36 protein-coding genes and 4 pseudogenes are annotated in these 25,197 nt (G+C 41.8%); 38 read left to right on the forward strand and 2 right to left on the reverse strand.

Annotated features, from left to right (window positions below; genetic code table 11):
• Positions 1–19 precede the first annotated feature (19 nt).
• Complete coding sequence (locus tag VOA_RS19850) at positions 20–421, forward strand: hypothetical protein (RefSeq protein WP_001185671.1); 402 nt, start codon at positions 20–22, stop codon at positions 419–421.
• A 285-nt stretch (positions 422–706) separates the two neighbouring features.
• Positions 707–913 (forward strand): annotated as a pseudogene (locus tag VOA_RS19410) (DUF3709 domain-containing protein).
• A 276-nt stretch (positions 914–1,189) separates the two neighbouring features.
• Here VOA_RS19410 and VOA_RS0118195 read toward each other — a convergent pair.
• Both VOA_RS0118195 and parS read right to left on the reverse strand, forming a co-directional pair.
• Positions 1,190–1,660 carry an RES family NAD+ phosphorylase gene (locus tag VOA_RS0118195; RefSeq protein ID WP_000784954.1) on the reverse strand — a complete coding sequence of 157 codons (471 nt, stop codon included), beginning with the start codon at positions 1,658–1,660 and terminating at the stop codon, positions 1,190–1,192.
• Positions 1,660–2,112 carry a type II RES/Xre toxin-antitoxin system antitoxin gene (gene parS, locus VOA_RS0118200; protein ID WP_000024295.1) on the reverse strand — a complete coding sequence of 151 codons (453 nt, stop codon included), beginning with the start codon at positions 2,110–2,112 and terminating at the stop codon, positions 1,660–1,662. The genes VOA_RS0118195 and parS overlap by 1 nt, the downstream gene beginning before the upstream one ends.
• 219 nt (positions 2,113–2,331) lie before the next feature.
• Between parS and VOA_RS0118205 the strand changes: the two genes are divergently transcribed.
• The 36 genes and pseudogenes from VOA_RS0118205 to VOA_RS0118295 all read left to right on the forward strand — a co-directional run bounded on the left by VOA_RS0118205 (position 2,332) and on the right by VOA_RS0118295 (position 25,008).
• Complete coding sequence (locus VOA_RS0118205) at positions 2,332–2,757, forward strand: GNAT family N-acetyltransferase (protein ID WP_000403007.1); 426 nt, start codon at positions 2,332–2,334, stop codon at positions 2,755–2,757.
• A gap of 205 nt (positions 2,758–2,962) precedes the next feature.
• Positions 2,963–3,352 carry a VOC family protein gene (locus VOA_RS0118210; RefSeq protein ID WP_000491266.1) on the forward strand — a complete coding sequence of 130 codons (390 nt, stop codon included), beginning with the start codon at positions 2,963–2,965 and terminating at the stop codon, positions 3,350–3,352.
• A 304-nt stretch (positions 3,353–3,656) separates the two neighbouring features.
• Positions 3,657–3,839 carry a DUF645 family protein gene (locus tag VOA_RS19430; RefSeq protein ID WP_198006595.1) on the forward strand — a complete coding sequence of 61 codons (183 nt, stop codon included), beginning with the start codon at positions 3,657–3,659 and terminating at the stop codon, positions 3,837–3,839.
• Positions 3,840–4,038: 199 nt separating this feature from the next.
• Complete coding sequence (locus VOA_RS07435; RefSeq protein WP_000376693.1) at positions 4,039–4,686, forward strand: GIY-YIG nuclease family protein; 648 nt, start codon at positions 4,039–4,041, stop codon at positions 4,684–4,686.
• A 139-nt stretch (positions 4,687–4,825) separates the two neighbouring features.
• Positions 4,826–5,341, forward strand: a complete 516-nt coding sequence (locus tag VOA_RS07430) for a lipocalin family protein (RefSeq protein WP_001201524.1) — start codon at positions 4,826–4,828, stop codon at positions 5,339–5,341.
• A 660-nt stretch (positions 5,342–6,001) separates the two neighbouring features.
• Positions 6,002–6,343 carry a GFA family protein gene (locus tag VOA_RS20415; protein ID WP_081017935.1) on the forward strand — a complete coding sequence of 114 codons (342 nt, stop codon included), beginning with the start codon at positions 6,002–6,004 and terminating at the stop codon, positions 6,341–6,343.
• A 180-nt stretch (positions 6,344–6,523) separates the two neighbouring features.
• Complete coding sequence (locus VOA_RS0118215) at positions 6,524–6,850, forward strand: hypothetical protein (RefSeq protein ID WP_000996042.1); 327 nt, start codon at positions 6,524–6,526, stop codon at positions 6,848–6,850.
• A 341-nt stretch (positions 6,851–7,191) separates the two neighbouring features.
• A pseudogene (locus VOA_RS0118220) lies at positions 7,192–7,353 on the forward strand (DUF645 family protein); the annotation flags it as partial.
• Complete coding sequence (locus tag VOA_RS20240; RefSeq protein ID WP_232202793.1) at positions 7,340–7,462, forward strand: cell shape-determining protein MreC; 123 nt, start codon at positions 7,340–7,342, stop codon at positions 7,460–7,462. The pseudogene VOA_RS0118220 and the gene VOA_RS20240, both read left to right, overlap by 14 nt.
• A 148-nt stretch (positions 7,463–7,610) precedes the next feature.
• Positions 7,611–8,093 carry a GNAT family N-acetyltransferase gene (locus VOA_RS0118225; RefSeq protein WP_000422935.1) on the forward strand — a complete coding sequence of 161 codons (483 nt, stop codon included), beginning with the start codon at positions 7,611–7,613 and terminating at the stop codon, positions 8,091–8,093.
• A 296-nt stretch (positions 8,094–8,389) separates the two neighbouring features.
• On the forward strand, positions 8,390–8,572 hold the full coding sequence (locus VOA_RS19465; protein WP_083806530.1) for a DUF645 family protein: 183 nt from the start codon (positions 8,390–8,392) through the stop codon (positions 8,570–8,572).
• 197 nt (positions 8,573–8,769) lie between these two features.
• On the forward strand, positions 8,770–9,111 hold the full coding sequence (locus VOA_RS07425) for an SH3 domain-containing protein (RefSeq protein WP_000452088.1): 342 nt from the start codon (positions 8,770–8,772) through the stop codon (positions 9,109–9,111).
• A gap of 140 nt (positions 9,112–9,251) precedes the next feature.
• Entirely contained in the window at positions 9,252–10,049 is a 798-nt protein-coding gene (locus VOA_RS07420; RefSeq protein ID WP_000378202.1) for a hypothetical protein, read from the forward strand.
• A 169-nt stretch (positions 10,050–10,218) separates the two neighbouring features.
• Positions 10,219–10,953 carry a hypothetical protein gene (locus VOA_RS07415; RefSeq protein ID WP_000654963.1) on the forward strand — a complete coding sequence of 245 codons (735 nt, stop codon included), beginning with the start codon at positions 10,219–10,221 and terminating at the stop codon, positions 10,951–10,953.
• Positions 10,954–11,154: 201 nt separating this feature from the next.
• Positions 11,155–12,171, forward strand: coding sequence for a hypothetical protein (locus tag VOA_RS07410; RefSeq protein WP_000071048.1), 1,017 nt, complete (start codon positions 11,155–11,157; stop codon positions 12,169–12,171).
• Positions 12,168–12,638: a Panacea domain-containing protein gene (locus tag VOA_RS0118230; protein ID WP_001038035.1), complete on the forward strand. Its 471-nt coding sequence runs from the start codon at positions 12,168–12,170 to the stop codon at positions 12,636–12,638. Before VOA_RS07410 ends, VOA_RS0118230 begins: the two co-directional genes overlap by 4 nt.
• 122 nt (positions 12,639–12,760) lie before the next feature.
• On the forward strand, positions 12,761–13,285 hold the full coding sequence (locus VOA_RS07405; RefSeq protein WP_232202794.1) for a hypothetical protein: 525 nt from the start codon (positions 12,761–12,763) through the stop codon (positions 13,283–13,285).
• Between the two features lie 158 nt (positions 13,286–13,443).
• Positions 13,444–13,683, forward strand: coding sequence for a hypothetical protein (locus VOA_RS0118235; RefSeq protein WP_000393315.1), 240 nt, complete (start codon positions 13,444–13,446; stop codon positions 13,681–13,683).
• Between the two features lie 491 nt (positions 13,684–14,174).
• On the forward strand, positions 14,175–14,351 hold the full coding sequence (locus tag VOA_RS20420) for a DUF645 family protein (protein WP_043881278.1): 177 nt from the start codon (positions 14,175–14,177) through the stop codon (positions 14,349–14,351).
• Positions 14,352–14,703: 352 nt separating this feature from the next.
• Positions 14,704–14,886 (forward strand): DUF645 family protein, encoded by a 183-nt coding sequence (locus tag VOA_RS18925; RefSeq protein WP_046126209.1) that lies wholly within the window; start codon positions 14,704–14,706, stop codon positions 14,884–14,886.
• 218 nt (positions 14,887–15,104) lie between these two features.
• Positions 15,105–15,518, forward strand: a complete 414-nt coding sequence (locus tag VOA_RS07395) for a GNAT family N-acetyltransferase (RefSeq protein ID WP_000451537.1) — start codon at positions 15,105–15,107, stop codon at positions 15,516–15,518.
• 169 nt (positions 15,519–15,687) lie between these two features.
• Positions 15,688–16,101: an SRPBCC domain-containing protein gene (locus VOA_RS07390; RefSeq protein ID WP_232202795.1), complete on the forward strand. Its 414-nt coding sequence runs from the start codon at positions 15,688–15,690 to the stop codon at positions 16,099–16,101.
• 148 nt (positions 16,102–16,249) lie between these two features.
• Complete coding sequence (locus VOA_RS0118245) at positions 16,250–16,624, forward strand: hypothetical protein (RefSeq protein WP_000391570.1); 375 nt, start codon at positions 16,250–16,252, stop codon at positions 16,622–16,624.
• Positions 16,625–16,678: 54 nt separating this feature from the next.
• Positions 16,679–17,188 carry a hypothetical protein gene (locus VOA_RS0118250; protein ID WP_000478851.1) on the forward strand — a complete coding sequence of 170 codons (510 nt, stop codon included), beginning with the start codon at positions 16,679–16,681 and terminating at the stop codon, positions 17,186–17,188.
• 279 nt (positions 17,189–17,467) lie between these two features.
• Positions 17,468–17,701 carry a DUF3709 domain-containing protein gene (locus tag VOA_RS19495; protein ID WP_083806548.1) on the forward strand — a complete coding sequence of 78 codons (234 nt, stop codon included), beginning with the start codon at positions 17,468–17,470 and terminating at the stop codon, positions 17,699–17,701.
• Positions 17,702–18,076: 375 nt separating this feature from the next.
• Positions 18,077–18,295: pseudogene (locus VOA_RS19505) on the forward strand (DUF3709 domain-containing protein).
• Between the two features lie 360 nt (positions 18,296–18,655).
• Positions 18,656–19,171, forward strand: a complete 516-nt coding sequence (locus VOA_RS07385) for a DUF6933 domain-containing protein (RefSeq protein ID WP_000284462.1) — start codon at positions 18,656–18,658, stop codon at positions 19,169–19,171.
• A 147-nt stretch (positions 19,172–19,318) separates the two neighbouring features.
• A complete protein-coding gene (locus VOA_RS0118255) occupies positions 19,319–19,684 on the forward strand; it encodes a VanZ family protein (RefSeq protein WP_000838679.1) in 366 nt (121 codons plus the stop codon).
• Positions 19,685–19,978: 294 nt separating this feature from the next.
• A pseudogene (locus tag VOA_RS18930) lies at positions 19,979–20,160 on the forward strand (DUF645 family protein).
• Between the two features lie 400 nt (positions 20,161–20,560).
• Entirely contained in the window at positions 20,561–20,695 is a 135-nt protein-coding gene (locus VOA_RS19515; RefSeq protein ID WP_232202806.1) for a DUF645 family protein, read from the forward strand.
• A gap of 604 nt (positions 20,696–21,299) precedes the next feature.
• Positions 21,300–21,797, forward strand: a complete 498-nt coding sequence (locus tag VOA_RS0118275; protein ID WP_000259915.1) for a GNAT family N-acetyltransferase — start codon at positions 21,300–21,302, stop codon at positions 21,795–21,797.
• Positions 21,798–22,139: 342 nt separating this feature from the next.
• The gene (locus VOA_RS0118280; protein WP_232202807.1) at positions 22,140–22,274 is read left to right on the forward strand and encodes a DUF645 family protein; all 135 of its coding nucleotides are present in this window, start codon (positions 22,140–22,142) and stop codon (positions 22,272–22,274) included.
• A gap of 353 nt (positions 22,275–22,627) precedes the next feature.
• Positions 22,628–22,810, forward strand: coding sequence for a DUF645 family protein (locus tag VOA_RS07380; protein ID WP_000947615.1), 183 nt, complete (start codon positions 22,628–22,630; stop codon positions 22,808–22,810).
• A gap of 389 nt (positions 22,811–23,199) precedes the next feature.
• Positions 23,200–23,334 (forward strand): DUF645 family protein, encoded by a 135-nt coding sequence (locus VOA_RS19525; RefSeq protein WP_086026413.1) that lies wholly within the window; start codon positions 23,200–23,202, stop codon positions 23,332–23,334.
• Positions 23,335–23,636: 302 nt separating this feature from the next.
• On the forward strand, positions 23,637–24,596 hold the full coding sequence (locus tag VOA_RS07375) for a hypothetical protein (protein WP_009356013.1): 960 nt from the start codon (positions 23,637–23,639) through the stop codon (positions 24,594–24,596).
• Positions 24,580–25,008, forward strand: coding sequence for a hypothetical protein (locus VOA_RS0118295; RefSeq protein ID WP_000082747.1), 429 nt, complete (start codon positions 24,580–24,582; stop codon positions 25,006–25,008). The genes VOA_RS07375 and VOA_RS0118295 overlap by 17 nt, the downstream gene beginning before the upstream one ends.
• Positions 25,009–25,197 lie beyond the last annotated feature (189 nt).

The following is a 25,197-nucleotide window of genomic DNA, read 5'->3' on the forward strand; positions in this document are numbered from 1 at the left end:
AAATCAGGGGTGTCTGAATATGGCATTATTAGATCTGCAATCATTGTCGTCTTTGTTGTCGACAGTTTCTGAGCAAAACACTCACAAAATAGGTGGCAAAGTAACTGAGGAAGAGTTGGCTTTATTTTGGCTTATTTGTAAAAATTTAAGCTCAAAGAGTCGAAATTTCAGAGCAGAGTTGTTTCCTGCTGAAAAAGGTAGGGCAAACAATATGAACTCACCATTTACCTTAGTAACCGCCACTTCAAATATTTTGAATCTATCATTTTGTGTTGAGCGAGTTGAGGATGCAAAAGCTCGTGAAAAAAGTGGTATTAAAATTCAGTTTAGATCCGAGAATGACATTGTTGAAAAGTTCTTTAGCTATGAGCTAAAGAAAGTTGACAAAGATAATGCGCGAATCTATTGGCTTGATTTATAACAAACGCCTCAAGAGGGACTGTCAACGCGTGGCGTTTCCAGTCCCATTGAGCCGCGGTGGTTGCAGTTGTTGTGTTTGGGTTTAGTGTTATGCGTTGCCAGCCCCTTAGGCGGGCGTTATGCTTAATCCATAAAAATCAGTTGGTTGTGTTATCGATTTCTTAGGCATTTCGTTCAGGTTTTGTCGGCAATTCAATATTGTTTTTCGCTGCCTAATGAAGCGGCAATGTATCTGGCGCTGTAAATTCTGAGTGATTGCCTCATTGGGTTTTTTAGTCCACGCGAGGTGAGTTTTGCTCTCTCAAGTCGCTTTGAGCGGTTTGGTGCCTTTATTTTCAGGCCGAAAGTCAGTCGGCAATTGAGCATTGTTTAGCGCTGCCTAATGAGACGGCAATGTTTCTATCGCTGTAAATTTTAGTGTCATTGCCTCATTGAGTTGTTGTGCCCATGTGTGGTGACTGGGTTTGTCGGAGAGGGTTTCCACATTGGCTAATTTGTAGGATGAAGCTCTGCATTGGTTAGTTCACAGGTAAAGTTTGAGTAAGTTCCGATTTGAGCGACACTGTGGTTTGTCGAATGATTTCAGTGGGTTATTCTTGACTGGGTTCAAATGTAAAGTGTTGAAGCTTAAGCATAACAAACGCCTCAAGAGGGACTGTCAACGCGTGGCGTTTCCAGTCCCAATGAGCAGCGGTGGTTGCAGTTGTTGTGTTTGAGTTTAGTTGTTTGCGTTGCCAGCCCCTTAGGCGGGCGTTAGGGCTCAAATCTTCTACTTGAAGATCCGTTGATCAAAGCTGAAATCCAGTTTCTCGGCTTTGTTAAATATCTCGGGCATAAGTGGATGATTTGGATTAACGACATAGTTGCGGTCTCTGGGGGAGATCGTTGATGGAACTTGAAGTGCTGCAAATTCAGGGTTTTCTGCCTTTAAAAACTGGTCTCCAATCTCTTGGGTTTGTTCACTGGCGGGTATTGCTCTCCAGTTGTTTGGTAGATCCTCATTTTCTAGTTGCACAATCAGCTCATCAGGCACATCAATTCGATAAAGGTCATATTTATGAATGAGTTCCGGATCGTTGTTTATGTGAACAAACACCTCAAGAACACACAACGATTCCGACTCAGCAAAATAAAGCGCTTCAATCCCTTTTGAATTCCATCGTCCTCCGAATAGCTTTGCTCCCATGGGATTAAAAGGCGTGTCTGCAAATTTCTTCTGAGTGAGCCTGTACATCTTCATTAAGAGAAGACTCCATGCTCAACACGACCAATGAGCTCTTTAACGGTTTCGAAGTCGACAGTTGTTGCAATCATATCTAGTGGACGCTTTCCGTTAAGACCATAGACATTCTCACGCATCCATTCTAATGCGCGCTGTTCATTACCAAAAAGGTCAGTGGCAAGTTTGATAAGCATGGCAAGGCGATACATAACATCACTCTCTTGAGTGCTGAACCGCTCTTCATTCTTGAGTCTACGCTTTATTGTGCTTATTGGGATAAGAGTAACGTTATGAAACTCGCTCTGAGACAATTTGGCTTTCTCAACAATATTGCGATAGACAATGGGCTTAAAACCTTGATGTATAGCGGTATTCTTTGATGTGTCTTCATCTTCAATGCCAAGTGTATACCAAAAGTTAGGTTGGTAAGATGGCTTAGGCTTAAAGCTTTTGAGTGTAGTATTAGCCATAATAGTGATCCTTTTGGTTCATATGGTCTATACATATTGGCTCAATTGGTCCTTTGGGTCAACTTTAAAGAATTTGCGCCCTAACAAACGCCTCAAGAGGGACTGTCAACGCGTAGCGTTTCCAGTCCCATTGAGCCGCGGTGGTTTCGGTTGTTGTGTTGGAGTTTAGTGGTAATGCGTTGTCAGCCCCTTAGGCGGGCGTTAGGTTTAAGGTTGTTCATGGAAATCAAAGAGTTTAGTGCCTGTAATCTCGAATCGTTGAGAAAGCTCTACTTGGACTCTAGACGAGATAGTTTCCCATGGCTCAAGGCGGATAGTTTTCGGATAGAAGACTTCGACCGCGATAGTCAAGGTGAACGAATTTGGTTGTCTGAGGTTTTAGGGAATGTTGCCGGCTTCATTTCCATTTGGGAGCCTGACAATTTTATTCATCATCTCTATGTCGCAACTGAATATCAGGGGCAAGGTGTGGGCTCGATGCTGCTTAACGGCGCAAAAATGAAATATGGCAACTTAAGCCTTAAGTGCATGGTTCAAAATCAAAAAGCACTCAACTTTTATTTGTCGCAAGTTTTTGAAATTATGTCGCAAGTGGATGATGAATTGGGTGGTTATTACTACATGAGCTTCAGCGCACAAACCTAACAAACGCCTCAAGAGGGACTGTCAACGCGCGGCGTTTCCAGTCCTATTGAGCCGCGGTGGTTTCGGTTGTTGTGTTTGAGTTTTGTGGTAGTGCGTTGCCAGCCCCTTAGGCGGGCGTTATAGCTTATCTCACATTTCAACCTAGACATTGCTCAATCGATGCTTCAAAGTAAATCCCGATTTTTGCTCAACAAAAGGAACAAGTATGTTTAGTCATATTATGATTGGCTCCAATGATATTGAAAAATCTAAGGTTTTTTATGACGCCATATTGTCTGTTTTAGGTTATCCATCGGGTGTTATCGATGCTAAAGGGCGCTGTCTTTACATAAACAAAGATGGTGTGCTTGGAATTACGAAGCCAATAAATGGAGAGATGGCGACTCATGGTAATGGAATGACAATTGGCTTAAAAGTCAGTAGCCCAGAGTTAGTGGATTCATGGCATGCGGCAGGCTTAGCTAATGGCGGTGTAGCTTGCGAAGATCCTCCAGGTCTCAGGGTAAGCGGAGAAAGAAAAATGTATCTAGCTTATTTACGCGATCCAGCAGGAAATAAACTGTGTGCAACGCATCATATTTCTATGGGCAACTAAAGCACCGCTATAACAAACGCTTCAAGAGGGACAGCCAACGCGTGGTATTTTTACTATGCGTTGGTTTTTGTGATTAAGGTGTTATGCGGAAAGTGAGTAGTAGCGTTGTCTGCCCCTTAAGCGGGCGTTAGCTTCTTAAAGGCTGGAATCATCAAAATCCAAACTCAATCGTTCTGAAAAATCAGCTTTTAGCGTTCAACTTGCACAAGTTGGCTTTCGAGTTTGTCGGATTCTGACTTGGTAGAAAGTGTTGAAAGCTCAGCTATTTCAAAGTTGCTGAAAGCCAACAAGCCTCGATGCTTCAATATTGTTGGATGTTCCACACGGAAGGTTTGGTTTCACAAATGGCTTCATCATCGCTGAAAGTGTGCTCTCTTTGTCGCGGACTCTTAACCGTGGCCAACTTAACCTTGAATGCTTTGAGTTTTGGCAGCCAACTTCACAGCTTTTGGCGTTGGACGTGTGTTTGCTTGATACTTTTGCGTAAAATGACTTTCAAGGAAATGTTTTTAAATATCTTTGTTAAACAATGGGCTACGAAACTAACAAACGCCTCAAGAGGGACTGTCAACGCGTGGCGTTTCCAGTCCCATTGAGCTGCGGTGGTTACGGTTGTGGTGTTTGAGTTTGGTTGTTATGCGTTGCCAGCCCCTTAGGCGGGCGTTAGCACTATTCGGAGATAGTAAATGGATTCAGAAGTACGAAAATGTAAATGTGGTCGTTTCGTAGCAGATATTTACCATGATGATGGTGACTTTTACTTCACGACAGAACATTTTGATTATCGACCCAAAGCAGAGCAGTGGGCTGAAGATTGGTGTAATTGGGCTAACCGAGTCGCCGACGGTGGTGTCGATAGCATTTACTATATTATTCAAGTTCCTGACACATGGGCTGGACCAGCTGTTGACGCTCATCCATATCATGGCTTGTTTGTTAAAATTGGTCGCTCTAAAAATGTTATTCAACGTCTTAAAAACTTACAGACGGGCACTTATGGCGATTTGGTTATTCACGCCCTTGAACCTGGAGGTAGTGAAAGAGAAGCTGAGCTTCATAAGCAATTTGCTAGTTTACGTCGTCAAGGCGAGTGGTTTTCGTGTAGTCAATCTTTGGCTGAGCATATGTTTGATACTTGGAAAAAATACAAAATGTTGCCTCCAGAGCATCAACAAAAAGTTCTGATGCTTTGTGAACGTTCAATTGCCTATCGAAAAGTTAGAGAAATTCTCGGGAAAGCCCCAGATACAGTGAATCCTTCGTTAGAAGAGGACTGGCACGGTTCATTCTTTGTAGATCTGGTTTATAGTTCTTTAGCCAAATCAGGAAAATAGTGCTAACAAACGCTTCAAGAGGGACAGCCAACGCGTGGCATTTTTACTATGCGTTGGTTTTTGTGATTATGGTGTTATGCGGAAGCTTGGTAGTAGCGTTGGCTGCCCCTTAAGCGGGCGTTAGGTATTTGGAGATATCATGAGAGCTATCTTTTTGATTCTTTGCTCTGTTTTATTGAATGGCTGCTTGGGCATGCCCGAATCAGTAAAACCAGTGTCGGATTTTGAACTGAACAACTATTTAGGTAAATGGTACGAAGTCGCTCGACTCGATCACTCCTTTGAAAAAGGTTTAAGTCAGGTTACAGCGGAATACCGTGTTCGAAATGATGGTGGTATTTCGGTTCTTAATCGTGGTTATTCTGAAGAGAAAGGTGAGTGGAAGGAAGCCGAAGGCAAAGCTTACTTTGTGAATGGCTCAACAGACGGCTATATGAAAGTTTCATTTTTGGGTCCGTTTTATGGCTCCTACGTAGTGTTTGAGTTAGACCGTGAAAACTACAGTTATGCTTTTGTGTCAGGGCCGAATACAGAATATCTGTGGTTACTTTCAAGAACGCCGACTGTAGAACGAGGCATTCTGGACAAGTTCATAGAAATGTCGAAAGAGCGTGGTTTTGATACAAATCGGCTCATTTACGTTCAGCAGCAATAAATACCTAACAAACGCCTCAAGAGGGACTGTCAACGCGCGGCGTTTCCAGTCCCAATGAGCCGCGGTGGTTGCAGTTGCTGTGTTTGAGTTTAGTGGTGATGCGTTGTCAGCCCCTTAGGCGGGCGTTATAACTCATGAACTTGCTCGAAAGTTTAGCCAGTATATTTGATGTTTCTTTGGCCGGGTAGTTTCATATCAGCCTTGGTTTAATTTTACGAGGCTATTATGAAGTCTAGACAATGTCCCAAGTGCCGGAAAAATGTTGCACTTAGCTGGTTTTTCTTTAGTTCTCATTGGACGAAGTATCGTTGTATTGAATGTGGTTCGCTGATGAAATGGAGTAGGAGGCGAACTTATCTAGGAGCTATATCCGGCGGTTTTGCTGGCCCATTTGTCATTTCTACACAATCTCTTATTCCATCTACATTTCTTAGAATCTCTATTGCTATTATTTTCGCAATAGCTTTAGCAGTTTCTGTGAGTAAGCAGATAGAGTACATTGACGAAACTGAGTTATAACAAAGCATTTAAGAGGGATTCACAACGCTTGGCAGTTTTGATTTTAATTGGCTTTAGTGTTTACGGCACAATGGTTTAGTTTGGGTGGAATGCGTTGTTCACCCCTTAATGCGGCGTTAGGCAATTTTATTGAGGCATCATATGGACGTGACATGTCATTGTGGAAATATCCACTTAAAACTGGCTCAGCTGCCAAAAGAAGTGGGTGAATGTAATTGTTCGATTTGCCGACGTTATGCAGCAATGTGGGCTTATTACACTCCCGAGCAAGTTTTAGTAACGTATACCAAAGAAAACTCGAAGTTTTACTGTTGGGGAGACAAAGACGTTGAATTCCATCGATGTAACATATGTGGTTGCGTGACGCACTACATAACAACGCCTAAATGTGATTCAAGAATATTCGCGGTGAATATGCGGATGGCAGAAAATGAAGTTCTTTCTGCCATTCCAGTTAGAAAAATCAATGGCGCAGCGTATTAAAATTGCCCAACAAACGCCTCAAGAGGGACTGTCAACGCGTGGCGTTTCCAGTCCCATTGAGCCGCGGTGGTTTCGGTTGTTGTGTTTGAGTTTAGTGTTAATGCGTTGCCAGCCCCTTAGGCGGGCGTTATGTGCTAGGCGAAAATAAGTACAAGTAACTTGGGGTTGTAGGTTAAACAAATGAACGATGCTAAACGTGAAGCTCTACAGCGGATTGTTAATCATGCTCGAACGAAAGGTATGATTTACTTCGCAATTGGTTTTTGGAGCATGATTCTATTTATTTTTATTATTGGAGTTGGAACTATTTCTGGGCTTCTCTGGCTACTCGGATTTCGCTGGTTAGGGTTTGTGTTAATTAACTTTATGCTATCAGGTGGTTATTGGATTGTTGCTTGTTTAATGGGGGTAGCAACTTTTTCCATATATAAAGCAAATAAATACCATAAGTTGACTCGGGCTTTTTATCGTAGTTCTGCAGCTGATTATAGAGTTGATTCCCGTTGATAACTGATAATTTTTTGAAAGTACTTGAAGAAATTTGATGTACAAATGGTTGTTATACTGAGAGCTGTTATTGGCCGGCGACGCACATAACAAACGCCTCAAGAGGGACTGTCAACGCGTAGCGTTTCCAGTCCTAATGAGCCACGGTGGTTACGGTTGTTGTGTTTGAGTTTAGTGTTATGCGTTGCCAGCCCCTTAGGCGGGCGTTAGCTTCTTAAAGGCTAGAATCATCAAAATCTAAGCTCATTTGTTGTGAAAATTCAGCTTTAAGCGTTCAAGTAGCACTATTTGGCTTTTTAGTTTTGCCTGATGCTGATTTGGTCGAACGTGTTGAAAGTTCAGTGGTTTCAAAGTCGCTGAAAACCATCAAACCTCGATGCTTCAATGTTGTTGGATGCTCAACTCGGAAAGTTTGGTTTCACAAAGGCCACATCATCGCTGAAAGTGTTTTTTCTTTGTCGCGGACTCTTAACCGTGGTCAACTAAACCTTGATCGTTTTGAGTTTTGGCCGCCAACTTCACAGCTTTTGGCTCTGGACGTGTGTTTGTGTGATGCTTTTGCGTAAAATGCATTTCAAGCAAAAGTGGTTAAAAGTCATTTTGAAACAATAGGCTACGAAGCTAACAAACGCCTCAAGAGGGACTGTCAACGCGCGGCGTTTCCAGTCCCATTGAGCCGCGGTGGTTGCAGTTGTTGTGTTTGGGTTTAGTGGTATGCGTTGCCATCCCCTTAGGCGAGCGTTAGGCACAGGGTGGAAAATTGGAACTACAACAGTTAAATCAGCACCATCTTAAATGCTTGCTCGAGCATGTTTGCCTGGACTCAGAATTGACGTTTTGTGAAGGGGCTGTGCCACCAAGGCATGTTCTTATTCGTTCTTATAAGCATATCCAAAACTCAAAAGCTGAAATTTGGTCATTACCTTACATGATGTCAGTGGACAATAATGTCGTTGGTTTTTGTGGCTTCAAAGATGAACCTCAAGATAGTGAAGTTGAAATTGGATACAACGTTTCGCCTTATAAACAAGGTCGAGGATTTGCAAAATTGGCAGTCAATCAACTTTGTCAGTTAGCGTTTAATGTGGATTCAATTGAAAGTGTTGTGGCTTTGATTTCATCGGCGAACCTCGCTTCGTTGAATGTCGTACGAGCCAACAACTTTGTTTTCATTGGTTTTGTGGTTGATAGCGACAATGAAAAATTGGAAAAATGGGTACTAAAGAGGGCATCCTGTGCCTAACAAACGCCTCAAGAGGGACTGTCAACGCGCGGCGTTTCCAGTCCCAATGAGCCACGGTGGTTACGGCTGTTGTGTTTGAGTTTGGTGTTATGCGTTGCCAGCCCCTTAGGCGGGCGTTAGTTTCTATCTAGAAAAAAGCATCAAAAGCTCAGATTCAATACCCTGCAAAATCAGCCTTAAGCTTTCAAGTTGCACAATTTGGCTTTTGAGTTTTGCCTGATGCTGATATTTGGTAGAAAGCGTTGAAAGCTTAGCTATTTCAAAGTCGCTGAAAGCCAACAAGCCTCGATGCTTCAATATTGTTGGATATTCCACACGGAAGGTTTGGTTTCACAAAAGGCAGCATCATCGCTGTGAGCTTGCTTTCTTTGTCTCGGACTCTTAACCGTGGCCAACTTAACCTTGATCGTTTTGAGGTTTGGCAGCCAACTTCACAGCTTTTGGCTCTGGACGTGTGTTTGTGTGATGCTTTTGCGTAAAATGACTTTTAAACCAATGTGGTAAAAAGTCATTGGCAAACAATAGGCTACGAAACTAACAAACGCCTCAAGAGGGACTGTCAACGCGTGGCGTTTCCAGTCCCAATGAGCCGCGGTGGTTGCAGTTGTTGTGTTTGAGTTTAGTGGTGATGCGTTGCCAGCCCCTTAGGCGGGCGTTATGTGCTTTGGAGAAAATCATGGAAGTTATTGTTGTTGAAGAACATACATCTGAATATCCAAATCCTATTTATTTGAAGCAAGGCGATGAGGTTCAACTTGGAGAAATGGATGATGAGTTTCCTAATTGGATATTCGTTACTACAGATTCAGGTGTACAAGGTTGGACTCCAGCTCAATATATCGAGCCGATCTCAGGCACTAAGAAAGGCATACTGCTACATGATTACGATGCTGTAGAGCTCAATACTCAATTTGGAGAAAAGCTGGCAGTCTTGTTTGAACTTAATTCTTGGTACAGAGTGTCGCGTTCAACGGGTGAAGTGGGTTGGGTTCCTGTGAAAACGGTAAAACGCACATAACAAACGCCTCAAGAGGGACTGTCAACGCGCGGCGTTTCTAGTCCCATTGAGCCGCGGTGGTTTCAGTTGTTGTGTTTGAGTTTAGTGGTATGCGTTGCCAGCCCCTTAGGCGGGCGTTATAAAAATTAAAAGGAGTTCTGATGGACAGTCAATTAATGAGCCTTTGTTATGAAGGTGATGCTGGCCTTAGTGATATAAGAACATGTTATATAAATGAAATTTTGTATATTTCATTACGCGATGTTCTTGTAACTTTGACGAGAGAAAATCGGGAATTAGATGAACGATTTCCATCAAAGCACATCCCTAATCTGATCAAAGCTCAAGTTAAAGATCTTGATGACGATGAATTTATAAGGATCCCCGTTGCAATCGGAAGTGCAGTATTTGATGGTGAAGATGAGATCTTTATTACTCAGCCAGGGTTGAACCGTCTTATGGGTTCAGACAAGTCGAAAGCAGGCAAGAAATTCCAACGTTGGCTATATCACGAGGTTGTACCGTCACTTCAAAAATTTGGTATTTACCCTCCACCATTATCAACAAATATTTCTCCACGAGCACAATTAGCAGAGGTTGTTGCGCAGAATGCAAGGGCTCTAGCCGATACTATTATTGAGCAGGAGAAATTAAAGGTAGAAATGCTTAATGTGAAGAATGATGTGTCTGAAGTTAAGGATGATGTATCTGATGTAAAGAGTAGAATTCAAGAATTAGAGATGGGGAATATAAATAGTAAACATATTATGACGGTTTCTGAATGGTGTAAGGAGCATTATCCTAGTTTAACTGGTGAAATAGAGTTTGCTATTGTTAGTTGGTGTGAGCATATATCAATAACGAGTGGTGTAAGAACAATTAAATGTCCATCAGGTGAAAGGCTAAATACACGTTTTTATGCGACAGTAATTGAAGAAGCAAGTGCAAGAGTTCTGTGATAAATTTTTATAACAAACGCCTCAAGAGGGACTGTCAACGCGTAGCGTTTCCAGTCCCAATGAGCCGCGGTGGTTTCGGTTGTTGTGTTTGAGTTTAGTGGTAATGCGTTGTCAGCCCCTTAGGCGGGCGTTAGGCACTTATTCCGTTACATTATGCGTAGAGGTATGAATGAAAGATAGAAATGCACCAATAATCATTGACTTAAAGCGGAGAATTGAAGAGGACTTCACTTCTGGCAATTGGGAAGAGATTGGTTTGTTGACAGATTGCTCGCATTTGATCGAGCACCACCCAAGGTTATTAAGAAGCCTACATTTCGGTGATGAAGATTATAGTGGCAATATTATTAGCGTGTTGCGAGCTATGGCTGACCATAACCCTTCAGCGCTAGACAAGGTAAAAGACTATCTTGATGAATGGTATCCAGACCAAAATGCAACATATATTTCGGCGAAACCGTCTGAAAAGAAAATAACGTTTGCTCCTAATGTCTTCACCATACCTGATGGCGATGTCGAAGATGATTTAGTTGCGGTCATGATGCCATTTGCAGGATTTGATGGAGTCCATGAAGCAATCAAGAGCGCATGTACTGCATCTGGCTTTAGATGCTTACGTGCAGATGATATCTGGGAAAACTCATCTATCATTCAAGATATTTTTAGCCTTATTTATCGTGCAAAAGTTGTTGTAGTTGATTTTTCAGGTAAAAACCCGAATGTGATGTATGAGACTGGTATTGCACATACGCTTGGAAAGACCGTAGTTCCTCTTGCTCAGATTGTTCAAGATATCCCTTCCGACATGGTGCATCATCGAGCTTTGATATATCTCAAAAATGGTGAAGGGTTAAGAAAATTAGAAACAGAATTGACCAACAAGCTACGTACAATAAGTGCCTAACAAACGCTTCAAGAGGGACAGCCAACGCGTGGCATTTTTATAATGCGTTGGTTTTCAGTGGTTACGGTGTTATGCGGAAGCTTGGTAGTAGCGTTGGCTGCCCCTTAAGCGGGCGTTAGGGCACTGTATCGGAAAGTGTTCGAAAATCGCCTCTATTTATTGTATATTTGAACAGTGGTTTTGTGTTAAGGGTTGATACGAGTGTCAAATAGATTTGGATTTACAGGAAAGTCTAATTTTTTCAAAGACGTAGGTGTATCTTTGGGGAAAGGTGTTTATATCGTGTCATCAGCAATTGGAACAATATCTTTATCGTTGGGGTGTGCATTTGTAGGTTCTTATCTTGTCAAGACTGAATGGGATAAATATCAAGGTTTTTTCGGTTTTATTAAGTTTTTTCTACACAACCCATGGGTTTATATTTTATTTGGTGTGGTTTTATTTTGTGTTGGCGCACTTGGTATTTATAAAGATCAAAGTGAAATGTCTTCGGATAATAAAAGGTTAAATGCCGAAAACTCAGAATTAAAAACAAATAAAACTAGCTTTGAACTTTCAAAATTAGACGAAATACAAGAGTTAAAAATAAAGGTTGACAGGTCGCAAGAAGAAGCACAATTACACAGATCTAAAGTTAGTGAAATTCATAGTAGTTTAGTGGAGTCTTGGCTTAAAGGTATTGCCAAATCTATAGATTTAGATACGCACTCCAGAGTTTCAATTTACTATGAAGATGACGAAAGCTTTTCAATATTAGCTAGGTATTCTCAAAACCCTGCACTATCAAAGATGCATAAGCAACGGTTTGCGCTTAATCAAGGTGTAATAAGTCAGAGTTGGCAACATGGGCACTGGTATGAATGTGAAGCACCATCATATACCACCAATAAAGATGAATATGACAAGTATATGATGGCTCGCTACAAATATACGCAAGAAGAGCTGGATGCCATAAAGATGAAAAGTTGCCGATATTTTGGTTTGGCAATAGTAGATGTTGATGATCATATTGGTGTAATTCTTTTTGAAAGTACAAAAGAAGAACACTTTAATGAAGAAGCGCGAGAAAGTATTATTAATTACTGCGAAAAATATCAAAGCCATTTATGCGCGTTTGTAAGAAATGGTCGGAACTACGATAAGGCTTCATCGAGAAATCATCATAAATCTCAAGTTAATATAGAAGATATAGCCTCCTTAAAGGAGATGTTGAAATGAACAAACTTCAAAAGATTATTGCATATTTTTGCGTTAAGTATCCTCACAAAGGCGAGCTATCAAAGGCAAGACTAACAAAGCTAGTTTACCTTGCTGATTGGTTTAGTGCTTTAATCGATGATCGTCAGCTTACAGATATAGACTGGTTGTTTAACCATTACGGACCTTATGTAGATGATGTGGTTGAAGTAGCTAGCCGCAGCCCTGATTTTTCCATAGTTTCAGAGCAAACTATGTACGGTTCTGACAAATATCTTATTAGTTTTAATGGTTACTTTGATGAAGAGTCTCTACCATATAGAGAACGTCAAATATTAGATTTTGTGATTGATAAAACTAAGAATTTATACTTTAACGACTTTATTGATTATGTATATTCAACATATCCAGTTGAATCAAGAAATCGTTATTCAAGACTTGATCTAGTGTCACTTGCTCGTGAGTACAATGCCCTAACAAACAATTAAACAGTGATTCGCAACGCATGGCATTTTTGCTATGCGTTGCTTTCAGTGTTTAAGGGTGTTTACTGATGTTCCTATGTAGCGTTGCTCACACGTTAATTGGGCGTTAGCCAACTGGAGGTAATTTGAAGTTTCAAGTTAGATACAACCCACATTCAGACTTGGCGAATCTAGCTCAATATCAACTTGATTGCATTGAGACAAAAAGTAGTTCTGGTCATTCCAATGGTATCAGTATGGATATGCAAGCATGTTTAATCTCACATGCCTTTCTGGCTGAGGCGTTAATAAATATGGCGGGTTTTGGCTTACTCCGAGAAAGTTTCAAGGAAAAGAAACCGTATCATTGGAAACGAAAAAAAGTTTTCTCGATTTTAAATGTCGAGCATATCGAAGGATTAAATGAAGTCCTTGATGCACTTCAAGTTGCAAGAAATAGTTTGGCACATGCAAAGCCCGATAGATATGAATACGATCTGGGTGACAGTGATGATGAATTTGCAGTGTTTAAGCGACCTTATGATGAACTCTTGACGATTGAATTTCTTAAGCATGCAAACTCAGTTCTCGATGAGCTTTGGTATGTAATGGGAAATAACGAGGATATAGAGGACTACGGGTTAATCACTTCTGCGGTAGAAGTTGGCTAACAAGCAATTTAAGAGGGATTCACAACGCTCGGCATTTTCGCTTCTACTTCAAATTTAGTGTCTATGGCACAATGCTTTAGGTTTTGAGAGCGTTGTTCACCCCTTAATTGGGCGTTAGTTGCTTGCAAAGTTTAAATTTCTCAAAAGGTAATATAAAAATGGAAGAAGTCACATCGGTAATTTTTAGGTCTCTTGTTTCTTTGGTTCAGTTTATCGTTCAGATAAAGGTTATTAATCTTGCCTGCTATTCGGTTGGTTGGCTTTTTTCAAAACTCTGTACTTTGGGGCGTTATCCTTCAGTGCAAGTTTCAGATTCGGAACGCATCAAAGTTATCTATATTGGGATTTTTAGTATGGGGTTGTGTTTGAGCGCTATTGCTTTAATCAATCAGTGGTAATGTTGGACTCATTTATGTCCCTAATAACGTCCGTAGAATATGGTTGGTTAGAGCAAATGGCTCGTGTGAAACAATATTAATAGGTGGTTATTCATAAACACGAGCATTTTGTATGGCACAAGAAAACACGTTGAGTGTGGTAACAGATTGGTTTTGGTGCTTTTGATTTCTTGTCCGCGCAAATGCAACTAACAAACGCCTCAAGAGGGACTGTCAACGCGTAGCGTTTCCAGTCCCAATGAGCCGCGGTGGTTGCATTTGTTGTGTTTGAGTTTGGTGGTATGCGTTGTCAGCCCCTTAGGCGGGCGTTAGTTTCTCTCAAGAAAAATCATCAAAAATTCACGCACAAGGTTCTGAAAATTCAGCTTTTAGCGTTCAAATTGCACAATTGGGCTTTTGAGTTTTTCTTGATACTGATTTGGTAGAAAGCGTTGAAAGTTCAACAGTTTCAAAGTCGTTTTAAGCCATCAAATCTCGATGCTTCAACTCTGTTGGATGTTCAACACTCAAAGTTTGGTTTCGCAAATGGCTTCATCATCGCTGAAATTATGCTTTCTTTGTCGCGGACTCTTAACCGTGGTCAACTTAACCTTGATCGTTTTGAGTTTTGGCGGTCAACTTCACAGCTTTTGGTGTTGGACGTGTGTTTGTTTGATGCATTTGCGTAAAATGATTTTCAAACAAACGAGTTAAAAAATCATTGTTAAACAATGGACTACGAAACTAACAAACGCCTCAAGAGGGACTGTCAACGCGTAGCGTTTCCAGTCCCATTGAGCCGCGGTGGTTTCGGTTGTTGTGTTTGAGTTTAGTGGTAATGCGTTGCCAGCCCCTTAGGCGGGCGTTAGTTTCTATCTAGAGAAATCATCAAAAGCTCAGATTTACGCCCTGAAAAATCAGCTTTAAGCGTTCAAGTCGCACTATTTGGCTTTTGAGTTTTGCCTGATGCTGATTTGGTAGAATGCGTTGAAAGTTCAGCTATTTCAAAGTTGCTGAAAGCCAACAAGCCTCGATGCTTCAATATTGTTGGATGTTCCACACGGAAGGTTTGGTTTCACAAATGGCTTCATCATCGCTGAAAGTGTGCTTTCTTTGTCGCGGACACTTAACCGTGGCCAACTTAACCTTGAATGCTTTGAGTTTTGGCAGCCAACTTCACAGCTTTTGGCGTTGGACGTGTGTTTGCTTGATGCTTTTGCGTAAAATGACTTTCAAGAAAATGTGTTTAAAAATCATTGTTAAACAATGGGCTACGAAACTAACAAACGCCTCAAGAGGGACTGTCAACGCGTGGCGTTTCCAGTCCCAATGAGCCGCGGTGGTTACAGTTGTTGTGTTTGAGTTTGGTGGTAATGCGTTGCCAGCCCCTTAGGCGGGCGTTATAAGCAAGTTGAAGTTTGGGCTTTAAAGGAAAGTGAAAAATGGAAGTTGAATATTTTGTAAATCGCCTAATTACGCCAGAGCAGTTTGTGGAACTCCTCAATCAGACAACGCTTGGAGCTAGACGTCCAACCCATAATTACGAATGTATCAGTGGGATGTTGGCAAATACGGATTTGCTTGTTTCAGCTTGGATTGGTGAGCGGCTTATCGGTATTGCTCGCTCGGTGACAGATTTTCATTACTGCTGCTACTTATCGGATTTGGCTGTCTCGGAGAAGGTCCAATCGAAAGGTATTGGTAAAGAATTGATCCGACAGACTTTCGCTAGTCTTAAAAAAGGTTGTAAGTTGATTTTGTTATCAGCACCACAAGCAACTGAATACTATCCAAAAATTGGTTTTAAGCAGCATAACAGCGCATGGCTAATGTCGGATTTAGAAGAGCTTCTGTAACGTTGGTATCTTGCTTATAACAAACGCCTCAAGAGGGACTGTCAACGCGCGGCGTTTCCAGTCCCATTGAGCCGCGGTGGTTGCAGTTGTTGTGTTTGGGTTTAGTGGTAATGCGTTGTCAGCCCCTTAGGCGGGCGTTAGCTGTCATTCAGTGTCAATTGAAGGAAACATGATGAAAATCAGCATTAAGGTTTGTGTTATTGCGCCGAGAGTTCGGGTTTGGACTGCGTACACCACACCAGATGACATTATCAAATGGAATGCAGCTTCAGACGACTGGCATACAACTAAAGCAACCGTAGATCTTCGCACTGGAGGTGACTTTACCTCTCGTATGGAAGCTAAAGACGGAAGTTTTGGGTTTGATTTTGCGGGTATTTACACCAATGTGGTTATTGGCCATCTTCTGGAGTATGAGTTTGGTGGACGAACAGCGAAAGTCGCATTTACCGAAGTAGAAAGCGGTACTCAAATTGACATTGAATTTGACCCTGAACAGGAAAATCCCGTTGAACTACAGCGAGATGGTTGGCAAGCAATTCTCAACAATTTTAAACAGTATGTGGAAAACAAAAACAGCTAACAAACGCCTCAAGAGGGACTGCCAACGCGTGGCGTTTCCAGTCCCATTGAGCCGCGGTGGTTGCAGTTGTTGTGTTTGAGTTTGGTTGTTATGCGTTGTCAGCCCCTTAGGCGGGCGTTAGCAATTTTCATTATAAATTAGAGGTAAAATGGAAGAAAAAAATGAAGGTTTTCAGGAGACTCATAGTAATAATGTTGAGTCTATCGATGATTTAAAAGAAAACGTAACGAAACAACCCTTTCATATCCGAAGGCCTAAAGACTGGAAAGATAAGTCATATCGTCAGTTAAAAGATGAAGTTAGAAAGCAGTTTATCGAGCAGGGGCATGATGATGTATCAGATGATGTTGTTGAACGTATAGTCGACGACATTACACAAAATGTAGTTAAACGAAAGAGGCGACAACGACTATTTTCTGCTCTTCGATTCTCATTGCTAGTGTCATTAGTTACCTTTGTGATCGCCTTCTTGCTTTTACTTTCTGATGTTAATGGTAAGTATGTTGGTAAAAGCGAGCTTTAACTTGCAATAAAAAATACTGTTATTAAAACTGTACCTTTAGATGATTTGAAGGTTGTGTTTTTAAAAAAAGCAACACCAATAACAGATAGCTTTTGGCCGATTATTAAGCCACACCTGTATTATGAGAAACCGAGTCTGACATTAATTGATGTTTTAAATGATTTGAAAACTGAAATTTATGTAAAAGATGGAGAGATGAGTCAGGAAAGCTTAAATCTCGTTAATAAAATTGACACTTTAATAAGTGATTATAATAAAGTTAATCCATTTGACGGATTAGACGAACAAGATATCAGAGACTTTCGCGGTATCGCTGACAAATTAGACGCCTCGACATACAGTCTGATTGAAGTTGAAGTATCAAGTCTAACGTCATCTATGAAAGTGAAAAATAATTTAATACATCAATATCTAAGCAGTAGCAATACCAGTTTATATATTTCTATTGCAGCGTTTGTTTTTTCTGTATTGATCTCAATTTGGCAGCTTCTAACCTCTAGGCGGTCTAGTCAAAAGCAATTGATTTATGAAGCAATAAAAGAGCATCAATTGGCGGGTGAATAATTGCTAACAAACGCCTCAAGAGGGACTGTCAACGCGCGGCGTTTCCAGTCCCATTGAGCCGCAGTGGTTACGGTTGTTGTGTTTAAATTTAGTGGTAATGCGTTGCCAGCCCCTTAGGCGGGCGTTATGCTTAATCCATAAAAATCAGTAGGTTGTGTTTGTCGATTTCTTTGGCATTTCATTCAGGTTTTGTCGGCAATTCAATATTGTTTTTCGCTGCCTAACGAAGCGGCAATGTATCTGGCGCTGTAAATTCTGAGTGATTGCCTCATTGGGTTTTTGAGTCTGCGCGAGTTGAGTTTTGCTCTTTCAAGTCGCTTTGAGCGGTTTGGTGCCTTTATTTACAGGCCGAAAGTCAGTCGGCAATTGAGCATTGTTTTGCGCTGCCTAATGAAACGGCAATGTGTCTGTCGCTGTAAATTTCAGTGTCATTGCCTCATTGAGTTGTTGTGCTCATGCGTGGTGAATTGGTTTGTCGGAGAGGGTTTCCACATTGGCCTAGTTGCTAAATGAAAGCCTGCATTGGTCAGTTCATAGGTAAAAAATGAGCCAGTTCAAATTCAAGAAAATCGAAGTTTGGCCAATGATTTCAGTGGGTTATTATTGGTTTGGTTCAAATGTAAAGTGTTGAAGCTTAAGCATAACAAACGCCTCAAGAGGGACTGTCAACGCGTGGCGTTTCCAGTCCCATTGAGCCGCGGTGGTTTCGGCTGTTGTGTTTGAGTTTAGTGTTATGCGTTGCCAGCCCCTTAGGCGGGCGTTATGCTTAATCCATAAAAATCAGTAGGTTGTGTTTGTCGATTTCTTTGGCATTTCATTCAGGTTTTGTCGGCAATTCAATATTGTTTTTCGCTGCCTAATGAAGCGGCAATGTATCTGGCGCTGTAAATTCTGAGTGATTGCCTCATTGGGTTTTTGAGTCTGCGCGAGGTTAGTATTGTTGGCTCAAGTCGCTTTGAGCAGTTTGGTGCCTTTACTTACAGGCTAAAAGTTTGTCGGCAATTGAGCATTGTTTTGCGCGGCCTAATGAAACAGCAATGTGTCTGTCGCTTTAAGTTTCAGCGTGATTGCCTCATTGAGTTGTAGCGCCAACATGTGATGAGTTGATTTGTCGGAGAGGGTTTCCACATTGGCCGAGTTGCTAAATGAAAGCCTGCATTGGTCAGTTCATAGGTAAAAGTTGAGCCAGTTCTAATTCAAGGAAACTCGAAGTTTGGTCAATGATTTCAGTGGGTTATTCTTGAGTTGGTTCAAATGTAAAGTGTTGAAGCTTAAGCATAACAAACGCCTCAAGAGGGACTGTCAACGCGTGGCGTTTCCAGTCCCAATGAGTCGCGGTGGTTACGGTTGTTGTGGTTGAGTTTGGTGTTATGCGTTGCCAGCCCCTTAGGCGGGCGTTATGTTGCAATTGGCTTTAGGAATGCTCTAAAGTATCGCTTCTAAACGACTAAGCAGGCGATAAAGTAGATGTATCAATTACGGTGTACCAAAAAAGTCCAAGATGCATTTGGGCTTAAGCCATCTGATTTGGCTGAAGCGCAAGATGAAAATTTTGTAATAGGTAATTGGTATGTAAACCTTTTTACTGTTGAACGTCGTAAATGCCTCGTTTTTATGGAAGAGCAAACCTTGATGTCATTTGTTCTTATCGGTTTACGAAAAGAACATATCAAAGACATCGGCGTAATCTTTAAGAAAGGTGTGCTACAACTGCTTGAGCTTGAAGGGTTTCCAGATGACATCATAGCTGCCTTTGAGCGAGCTCCTGAAAAGGTTTTGTTCACAAAAACAGAAAGTAGAAAACTGTTAGGCAACATGACGGATGTTCTTAATGGCTATGAGCACTACATCTATTGTGATGGTGGTTTGCAGAATTGTGACTTAAGTGACGTGACTTTACGTGTTAACCGAACTCCACAACGCAATCTAGGTTGGGATTATCCAATAGATGCATTGAATAAGCTTTTGGGTTCGGCAACATAACAAACGCCTCAAGAGGGACTGTCAACGCGTAGCGTTTCCAGTCCCATTGAGCCAATGAGTCGCGGTGGTTACGGTTGTTGTGTTTGAGTTTAGTGGTAATGCGTTGCCAGCCCCTTAGGCGGGCGTTATAGCGATTCGGAGAATATCTTGAAATCTTTGTTAAATTTAGCTCAACGTCACTGGCTGTTACTCACATTTTTAATAGCTCTGGCAATTACGGTTTTGTCTCTATATCCGTTGGATAATCTTCCTTCCGTTCCAGGGACAGATAAAACTCACCATTTTATTGCTTATGGGGCTTTGGCATTTCCAGTAGCGTTAGCGAGACCCGAAAAGTGGTTGTTATTTATCGTTGGCTTCTTAGTTTATAGTGGCTTTATTGAATTAGTTCAGCCATATGTAAATCGTTATGGTGAGTGGCTCGATTTAGGCGCAAATGGTGCAGGACTAGTTGTCGGCATTTCAATTGCTTCTTTTGCTCGGTCGATTATTCTGAAAGAAAAATCGCTATAACAAGCGCCTCAAGAGGGACTGTCAACGCGTGGCGTTTCCAGTCCCAATTAGCCGCGGTGGTTTCGGTTGTTGTGTTTGAGTTTAGTGGTAATGCGTTGTCAGCCCCTTAGGCGGGCGTTAGCTTCTTAAAGGCTAGAATTATCAAAATCTAAGCTCATTTGCTGTGAAAATTCAGCTTTTAACGTTCAAATTCCACAACTTGGTTTTCGAGTCTTTCGGATGCTGACTTGGTAGAAAGTGTTGAATGTTCAGCAGTTTCAAAGTCGCTGAAAACCATCAAGCCTCGATGCTTCAATGTTGTTGGATTTTTCACACGGAAAGTTTGCTTTCACAAAAGGCTACATCATTGCTTTGATCTTGCTTTCTTTGTCGTGGATTCTTAACCGTGGTCAACTTAACCTGATCGTTTTGAGTTTTGGCAGCCCACTTCACAGCTTTTGGCGTTGGACGTGTGCTTGCTTGATGCTTTTGCGTAAAATGACTTTCAAGTAAATGTGTTTAAAAATCATTGTTAAACAATAGGCTACGAAGCTAACAAACGCCTCAAGAGGGACTGTCAACGCGTGGCGTTTCCAGTCCCAATGAGCCGCGGTGGTTACGGCTGTTGTGATTGAGTTTAGTGTTATGCGTTGCCAGCCCCTTAGGCGGGCGTTAGTTTCTCTCAGGAAAAATCATCAAAAATTCACGCACAAGGTTCTGAAAATTCAGTCTTTATCGTTCAAGCTGCACATTTTGGCTTTTGGGTTTTTACTGATGCTGTTCTGGTAGAAAGCGTTGAAAGTTCAGCGGTTTCAAAATCGCTGATAACCAACAAGCTTTGATGTTTCAATGTTGTCGGACGTTCAACTTGATCAGTTTGGTTTCATAAAAGGCTGAATCATCGCTGTGATCTGGCTTTCTTTATCGCGGATTCTTAACCGTGGCCAAATTAACCTTGTTCGGTTTAAGTTTTGGCTGCCAACTTCACAGCTTTTGGCGTTGGACGTGTGCTTGTTCGATGCATTTGCGTAAAATGACTTTCAAGCAAATGTGTTAAAAGTCATTGCTAAACAATAGGCTACGAAACTAACAAACGCCTCAAGAGGGACTGTCAACGCGTGGCGTTTCCAGTCCCATTGAGCCGCGGTGGTTACGGCTGTTGTGTTTGAGTTTGGTGGTAATGCGTTGTCAGCCCCTTAGGCGGGCGTTATGTGTTTTGAGGATTATATGAGATTTCCAGATTTACGTTTGCATGATTCGGTCGTTCAATCTATCGAGTATTTGTGGGAGCAAAAATCAGTTCGAATAACTGGATTACTATGCTCGAAAGAGAGCGTGCAGTTCGAAATTGGTTTCTCAGAGGTATCAGCCGTGAATATAACCCAATCAGAGCCGTGGGGACCATCGGTTTCAGTCAACGAAGTAAGAGTGTCAGAGAAAGGAGCGTACATTATAGAGATGCAATCAGGAGACGATATCCAAGTATTTGCTAGTTCTTTCGCCTACAAAGAAGTACACACATAACAAAGCATTTAAGAGTGATTCGCAACGCTTGGCGTTTTCGCTTCGCTCAAATATAGCCAAGCGTTGCTCACACCTTAATGCGGCGTTATGCATTTTTTAGGAAAGAGGAACTATGGTTGTTGAAGTCAGGCGAGCAGAGCCATCAGATGCTAAAGCGATAAAAGGAATTTATGAGTGTCCAAATGCCTACACCGGCACATTACAACTTCCGCTTCCATCCTCAGATATGTGGGAAAAACGTTTCCAGAATATTCCAGAGCATGTTTATGCGTATGTGGCAGTAGTGGACGGTGAAGTAGTAGGTAATTTGGGGTTTGAGCTATGTACCAATCCGCGACGTCGTCACGTCGGTACATTCGGTATGGGCGTAAAAGACGATGTTCAAGGTTTAGGTGTAGGTAGTGCTTTACTGAAAACGGTTATCGATTTAGCGGATAACTGGCTGAATGTGAAACGAATCGAATTGACGGTCTATGTGGATAACGAACGAGCGATTAATTTGTACAAGAAATTCGGCTTTGTAATTGAAGGTGAGTCGAAAGCTTATGCATTCAGAAATGGCAGCTACGTTGACGTTTATCATATGGCTCGCGTTGTGGCACATGCATAACAAACGCCTCAAGAGGGACTGTCAACGCGTGGCGTTTCCAGTCCCATTGAGCCGCGGTGGTTTCGGTGGTTGTGTTTGGGTTTGGTTGTTATGCGTTGTCAGCCCCTTAGGCGGGCGTTAGCTTCTTAAAGCAAAAATCATCAAAATCTAAGCTAAATTGTTCTGAAAACTCTGCTTTTAACATTCAAATTGTACAACTTGGCTTGCGAGTTTTTGTTGATGCTGATTTGGTAGAAAGTGTTGAAATTTCAGCAGTTTCAAAGTCGCCGTAAGCTAACAAATCTCGATGCTTCAATGTTGTTGGATGTTCCACACTGAAAGTTTGGTTTCACAAAGGGCTGCATAATCGCTGTGATCTGGCTTTCTTTGTCGCGGACTCTTAACCGTGGCCAACTTAACTTTGATCGTTTTAGGTTTTGGTCGCCCACTTCACAGCTTTTGGCGTTGGACGTGTGTTTGCTTGATGCTTTTACGTAAAATCGCTTTTCAAGCAAAGGTGTTTAAAAGTTATTGGGAAACAATAGGCTACGAAGCTAACAAACGCCTCAAGAGGGACTGTCAACGCGTGGCGTTTCCAGTCCCAATGAGCCCCGGTGGTTTCGGTTGTTGTGTTTGAGTTTAGTGTTATGCGTTGCCAGCCCCTTAGGCGGGCGTTAGTTTCTCTCAGGAAAAATCATCAAAAATTCATGCACAAGGTTCTGAAAATTCAGCCCTTAGCGTTCAAGTCTCACTATTTGGCTTTTGAGTTTTTCCTGATGTTGATTTGGTAGAAAGTGTTGAAAGTTCAGCGATTTCAAAGTCACTGAAAACCAACAAGCCTTGAAGCTTCAATGTTGTCGGATGTTCAACACGGCCAGTTTGGTTTCACAAAAGGCAGCATCATCGCTGTGATCTGGTTTTCTTTGTCGCGGACTCTTAAGCGTGGCCAACTTAACCTTGATCGTTTTGAGTTTTGGCAGCTAACTTCACAGCTTTTGGCGTTGGACGTGTGCATGTTCGATGCATTTGCGTAAAATGCTTTTCAAGTAAAGGTGTTGTTAAACAATGGGCTACGAAACTAACAAACGCCTCAAGAGGGACTGTCAACGCGCGGCGTTTCCAGTCCCATTGAGCCGCGGTGGTTACGGTTGTTGTGATTGAGTTTAGTGTTATGCGTTGTCAGCCCCTTAGGCGGGCGTTAGTTTCTATCTAGAAAAATCATCAAACGCTCAGGTTCAACGTTCTGAAAAATCAGCTTTAAGCGTACAAGTTGCACAATTTAGCTTTTGAGTTTTGACTGATGCTGATTTGGTAGAAAGTGTTGAAAGTTCAGCTGGTTCAAAGTCGCTGAAAACCAACAAGCCTCGAAGCTTCAACGTTGTTGGATGTTTAGCACGGTCAGCTTAGTTGCACAAAGGGCTGCATCATCGCTGTGATCTTGCTTTCTTTGTCGCGGACTCTTAACCGTGGCCAACTTAACCTTGATCGTTTTAAATCTTGGCAGCCAACTTCACAGCTTTTGGCGTTGGACGTGTGTTTGCTTGATGCTTTTGCGTAAAATTACTTTCAAGCAAATGTGTTAAAAAAGTCATTTTTAAACAAGGAGCTACGAAACTAACAAACGCCTCAAGAGGGACTGTCAACGCGTGGCGTTTCCAGTCCCAATGAGCCGAGGTGGTTTCGGTTGTTGTGTTTAAGTTTGGTGGTAATGCGTTGCCAGCCCCTTAGGCAGGCGTTATGTTCTCTATCTGTAAATCGTCAAATTATTGCAGGCAATTTGTTGCCCGTGAGCAAGTTTTTGCCTCGCCAATTTTCGCGTTATCATGCGCTTAAAGCAGAATAAGCGAGGATGTCAAAGCCATGACAAAAGATATTAGTCGGTACAATATGCGTTGGGTTGAGGGGGACACTTTACCTGAAGCTCCAAAGCCTAAACTTTCTCCGAAAGAACGGTATTTAAAGCAACTCCAAGAGAATCATCGACAATCTGAAGAAACGTGGTCTTATGTCCAAGCAAACGAAGACCGTTATGCATTACAAAGAGCGGATGTCCTTACTCGCCGAAATGCCTCACAAATGCTTGATGATTCTCTTCGAGACTCACTAAGTTCGCAGTGTTCACTTGAAGAAGAAATGGCAAAGAATCATCAACATGTTCTTATTGCAGACTTAGAAGATGCCCATAAAATCTTGCACAACATTTGGTTGGAGTCTGGTCGTGATGCTGCTGCCATTGCTGCGAGTATCAACACGTCTAAATCCTGGTTTAACCATACAGAGCCAATGTTTAATGCCCATTCAATCGCAAAGCAATTTGGTGACATGGGTATTAAAGCCGACTTGGTGGAGAGCAAAGGAAAAACCTTTGTGGCATTTTCTGGTACGGATAAAAATGGCAAAGTCTTAAATCATGCCTTCGTAAACGGTACTCGTATCAATATGAACGGCAAAAAGTACCCATTGAACTCGTTCAAATCCATGCAAGCAGGATTCAGTCCCAAATCAAAATCGGCCAATTTTAAAGGTGCAGCCGCATTAACATTTGTGGTGTCGGCAAGTATAGCGACAACTGATCTGGTGTTTAAAGATGATTATCATCTGGTTAATTGGTTTGGGAATGTTGGCTCAGACATGTTTAAAGCTCTAGTACAGTTTGGTGCTGGAGAAGCGGCGTTGTGGATAGCCGCTACTTATAGTGCTCCTATTGTTATTGGTGCGATAGCATGTGTTGCTGTTTATGCGCTGATCGAGCTGGCTTGGGACGACTTTAAGATTTCCAATCACCTTGTCGAGGCTTTAGAAAATGTCGCAACAGAATAAAGTCCGTCTAGCGGGCATTGCCCTAATTGCATTGATGTTACTCTGTTGGATATATCCTTCTTATGGAGTATTTCGTGATTACTTAGCTTTATTGAACAAGGAGTCTGTTGTAAGGCTATCTGTTCTAACTCTTTGGGTTCCAATGGGATGTCTAGGTGCTGTTTTTTGTTTACTGTGGATGTCGCCCAAAGCACTCTACTATGGGAAAGGGATTGGAAAAGTTTATTCTCCTAATGCAATGAAATTAGCCAACAAGATATGTATTTCATTTGCTCTAGTTGGTGTTGCATTTGCTGCTGGTTGGACATATCACACGTTGGATCTTCTGGAACAATATGGTTATGTCTACAGTAGAGATTTAACTAAGATAACTCCAACAGGGATTCATCTAATGTATGTTCGAGCAAATTAAATAGAACTAGTTTCGGCACGAACATAACAAACGCCTCAAGAGGGACTGTCAACGCGTGGCGTTTCCAGTCCCAATGAGCCGCGGTGGTTGCAGTTATTGTGTTTAGGTTTAGTGTTATGCGTTGCCAGCCCCTTAGGCGGGCGTTATGCTTAATCCATTAAAATCAGTAGGTTGTGTTTGTCGATTTCT

The organism is Vibrio sp. RC586 (assembly GCF_000176715.1).
Lineage (GTDB): Bacteria > Pseudomonadota > Gammaproteobacteria > Enterobacterales > Vibrionaceae > Vibrio.

Coding starts and splice junctions, on each gene's coding strand:
- VOA_RS19850 (WP_001185671.1), top strand. CDS start 20: ATGGCATTATTAGATCTGCAATCATTGTCGTCTTTGTTGTCGACAGTT.
- VOA_RS0118195 (WP_000784954.1), bottom strand. CDS start 1,660: ATGAAGATGTACAGGCTCACTCAGAAGAAATTTGCAGACACGCCTTTT.
- parS (WP_000024295.1), bottom strand. CDS start 2,112: ATGGCTAATACTACACTCAAAAGCTTTAAGCCTAAGCCATCTTACCAA.
- VOA_RS0118205 (WP_000403007.1), top strand. CDS start 2,332: ATGGAAATCAAAGAGTTTAGTGCCTGTAATCTCGAATCGTTGAGAAAG.
- VOA_RS0118210 (WP_000491266.1), top strand. CDS start 2,963: ATGTTTAGTCATATTATGATTGGCTCCAATGATATTGAAAAATCTAAG.
- VOA_RS07435 (WP_000376693.1), top strand. CDS start 4,039: ATGGATTCAGAAGTACGAAAATGTAAATGTGGTCGTTTCGTAGCAGAT.
- VOA_RS07430 (WP_001201524.1), top strand. CDS start 4,826: ATGAGAGCTATCTTTTTGATTCTTTGCTCTGTTTTATTGAATGGCTGC.
- VOA_RS20415 (WP_081017935.1), top strand. CDS start 6,002: ATGGACGTGACATGTCATTGTGGAAATATCCACTTAAAACTGGCTCAG.
- VOA_RS0118215 (WP_000996042.1), top strand. CDS start 6,524: ATGAACGATGCTAAACGTGAAGCTCTACAGCGGATTGTTAATCATGCT.
- VOA_RS07425 (WP_000452088.1), top strand. CDS start 8,770: ATGGAAGTTATTGTTGTTGAAGAACATACATCTGAATATCCAAATCCT.
- VOA_RS07420 (WP_000378202.1), top strand. CDS start 9,252: ATGGACAGTCAATTAATGAGCCTTTGTTATGAAGGTGATGCTGGCCTT.
- VOA_RS07415 (WP_000654963.1), top strand. CDS start 10,219: ATGAAAGATAGAAATGCACCAATAATCATTGACTTAAAGCGGAGAATT.
- VOA_RS0118230 (WP_001038035.1), top strand. CDS start 12,168: ATGAACAAACTTCAAAAGATTATTGCATATTTTTGCGTTAAGTATCCT.
- VOA_RS0118235 (WP_000393315.1), top strand. CDS start 13,444: ATGGAAGAAGTCACATCGGTAATTTTTAGGTCTCTTGTTTCTTTGGTT.
- VOA_RS07395 (WP_000451537.1), top strand. CDS start 15,105: ATGGAAGTTGAATATTTTGTAAATCGCCTAATTACGCCAGAGCAGTTT.
- VOA_RS07390 (WP_232202795.1), top strand. CDS start 15,688: ATGATGAAAATCAGCATTAAGGTTTGTGTTATTGCGCCGAGAGTTCGG.
- VOA_RS0118245 (WP_000391570.1), top strand. CDS start 16,250: ATGGAAGAAAAAAATGAAGGTTTTCAGGAGACTCATAGTAATAATGTT.
- VOA_RS07385 (WP_000284462.1), top strand. CDS start 18,656: ATGTATCAATTACGGTGTACCAAAAAAGTCCAAGATGCATTTGGGCTT.
- VOA_RS0118275 (WP_000259915.1), top strand. CDS start 21,300: ATGGTTGTTGAAGTCAGGCGAGCAGAGCCATCAGATGCTAAAGCGATA.
- VOA_RS07380 (WP_000947615.1), top strand. CDS start 22,628: ATGTTGTCGGATGTTCAACACGGCCAGTTTGGTTTCACAAAAGGCAGC.
- VOA_RS07375 (WP_009356013.1), top strand. CDS start 23,637: ATGACAAAAGATATTAGTCGGTACAATATGCGTTGGGTTGAGGGGGAC.
- VOA_RS0118295 (WP_000082747.1), top strand. CDS start 24,580: ATGTCGCAACAGAATAAAGTCCGTCTAGCGGGCATTGCCCTAATTGCA.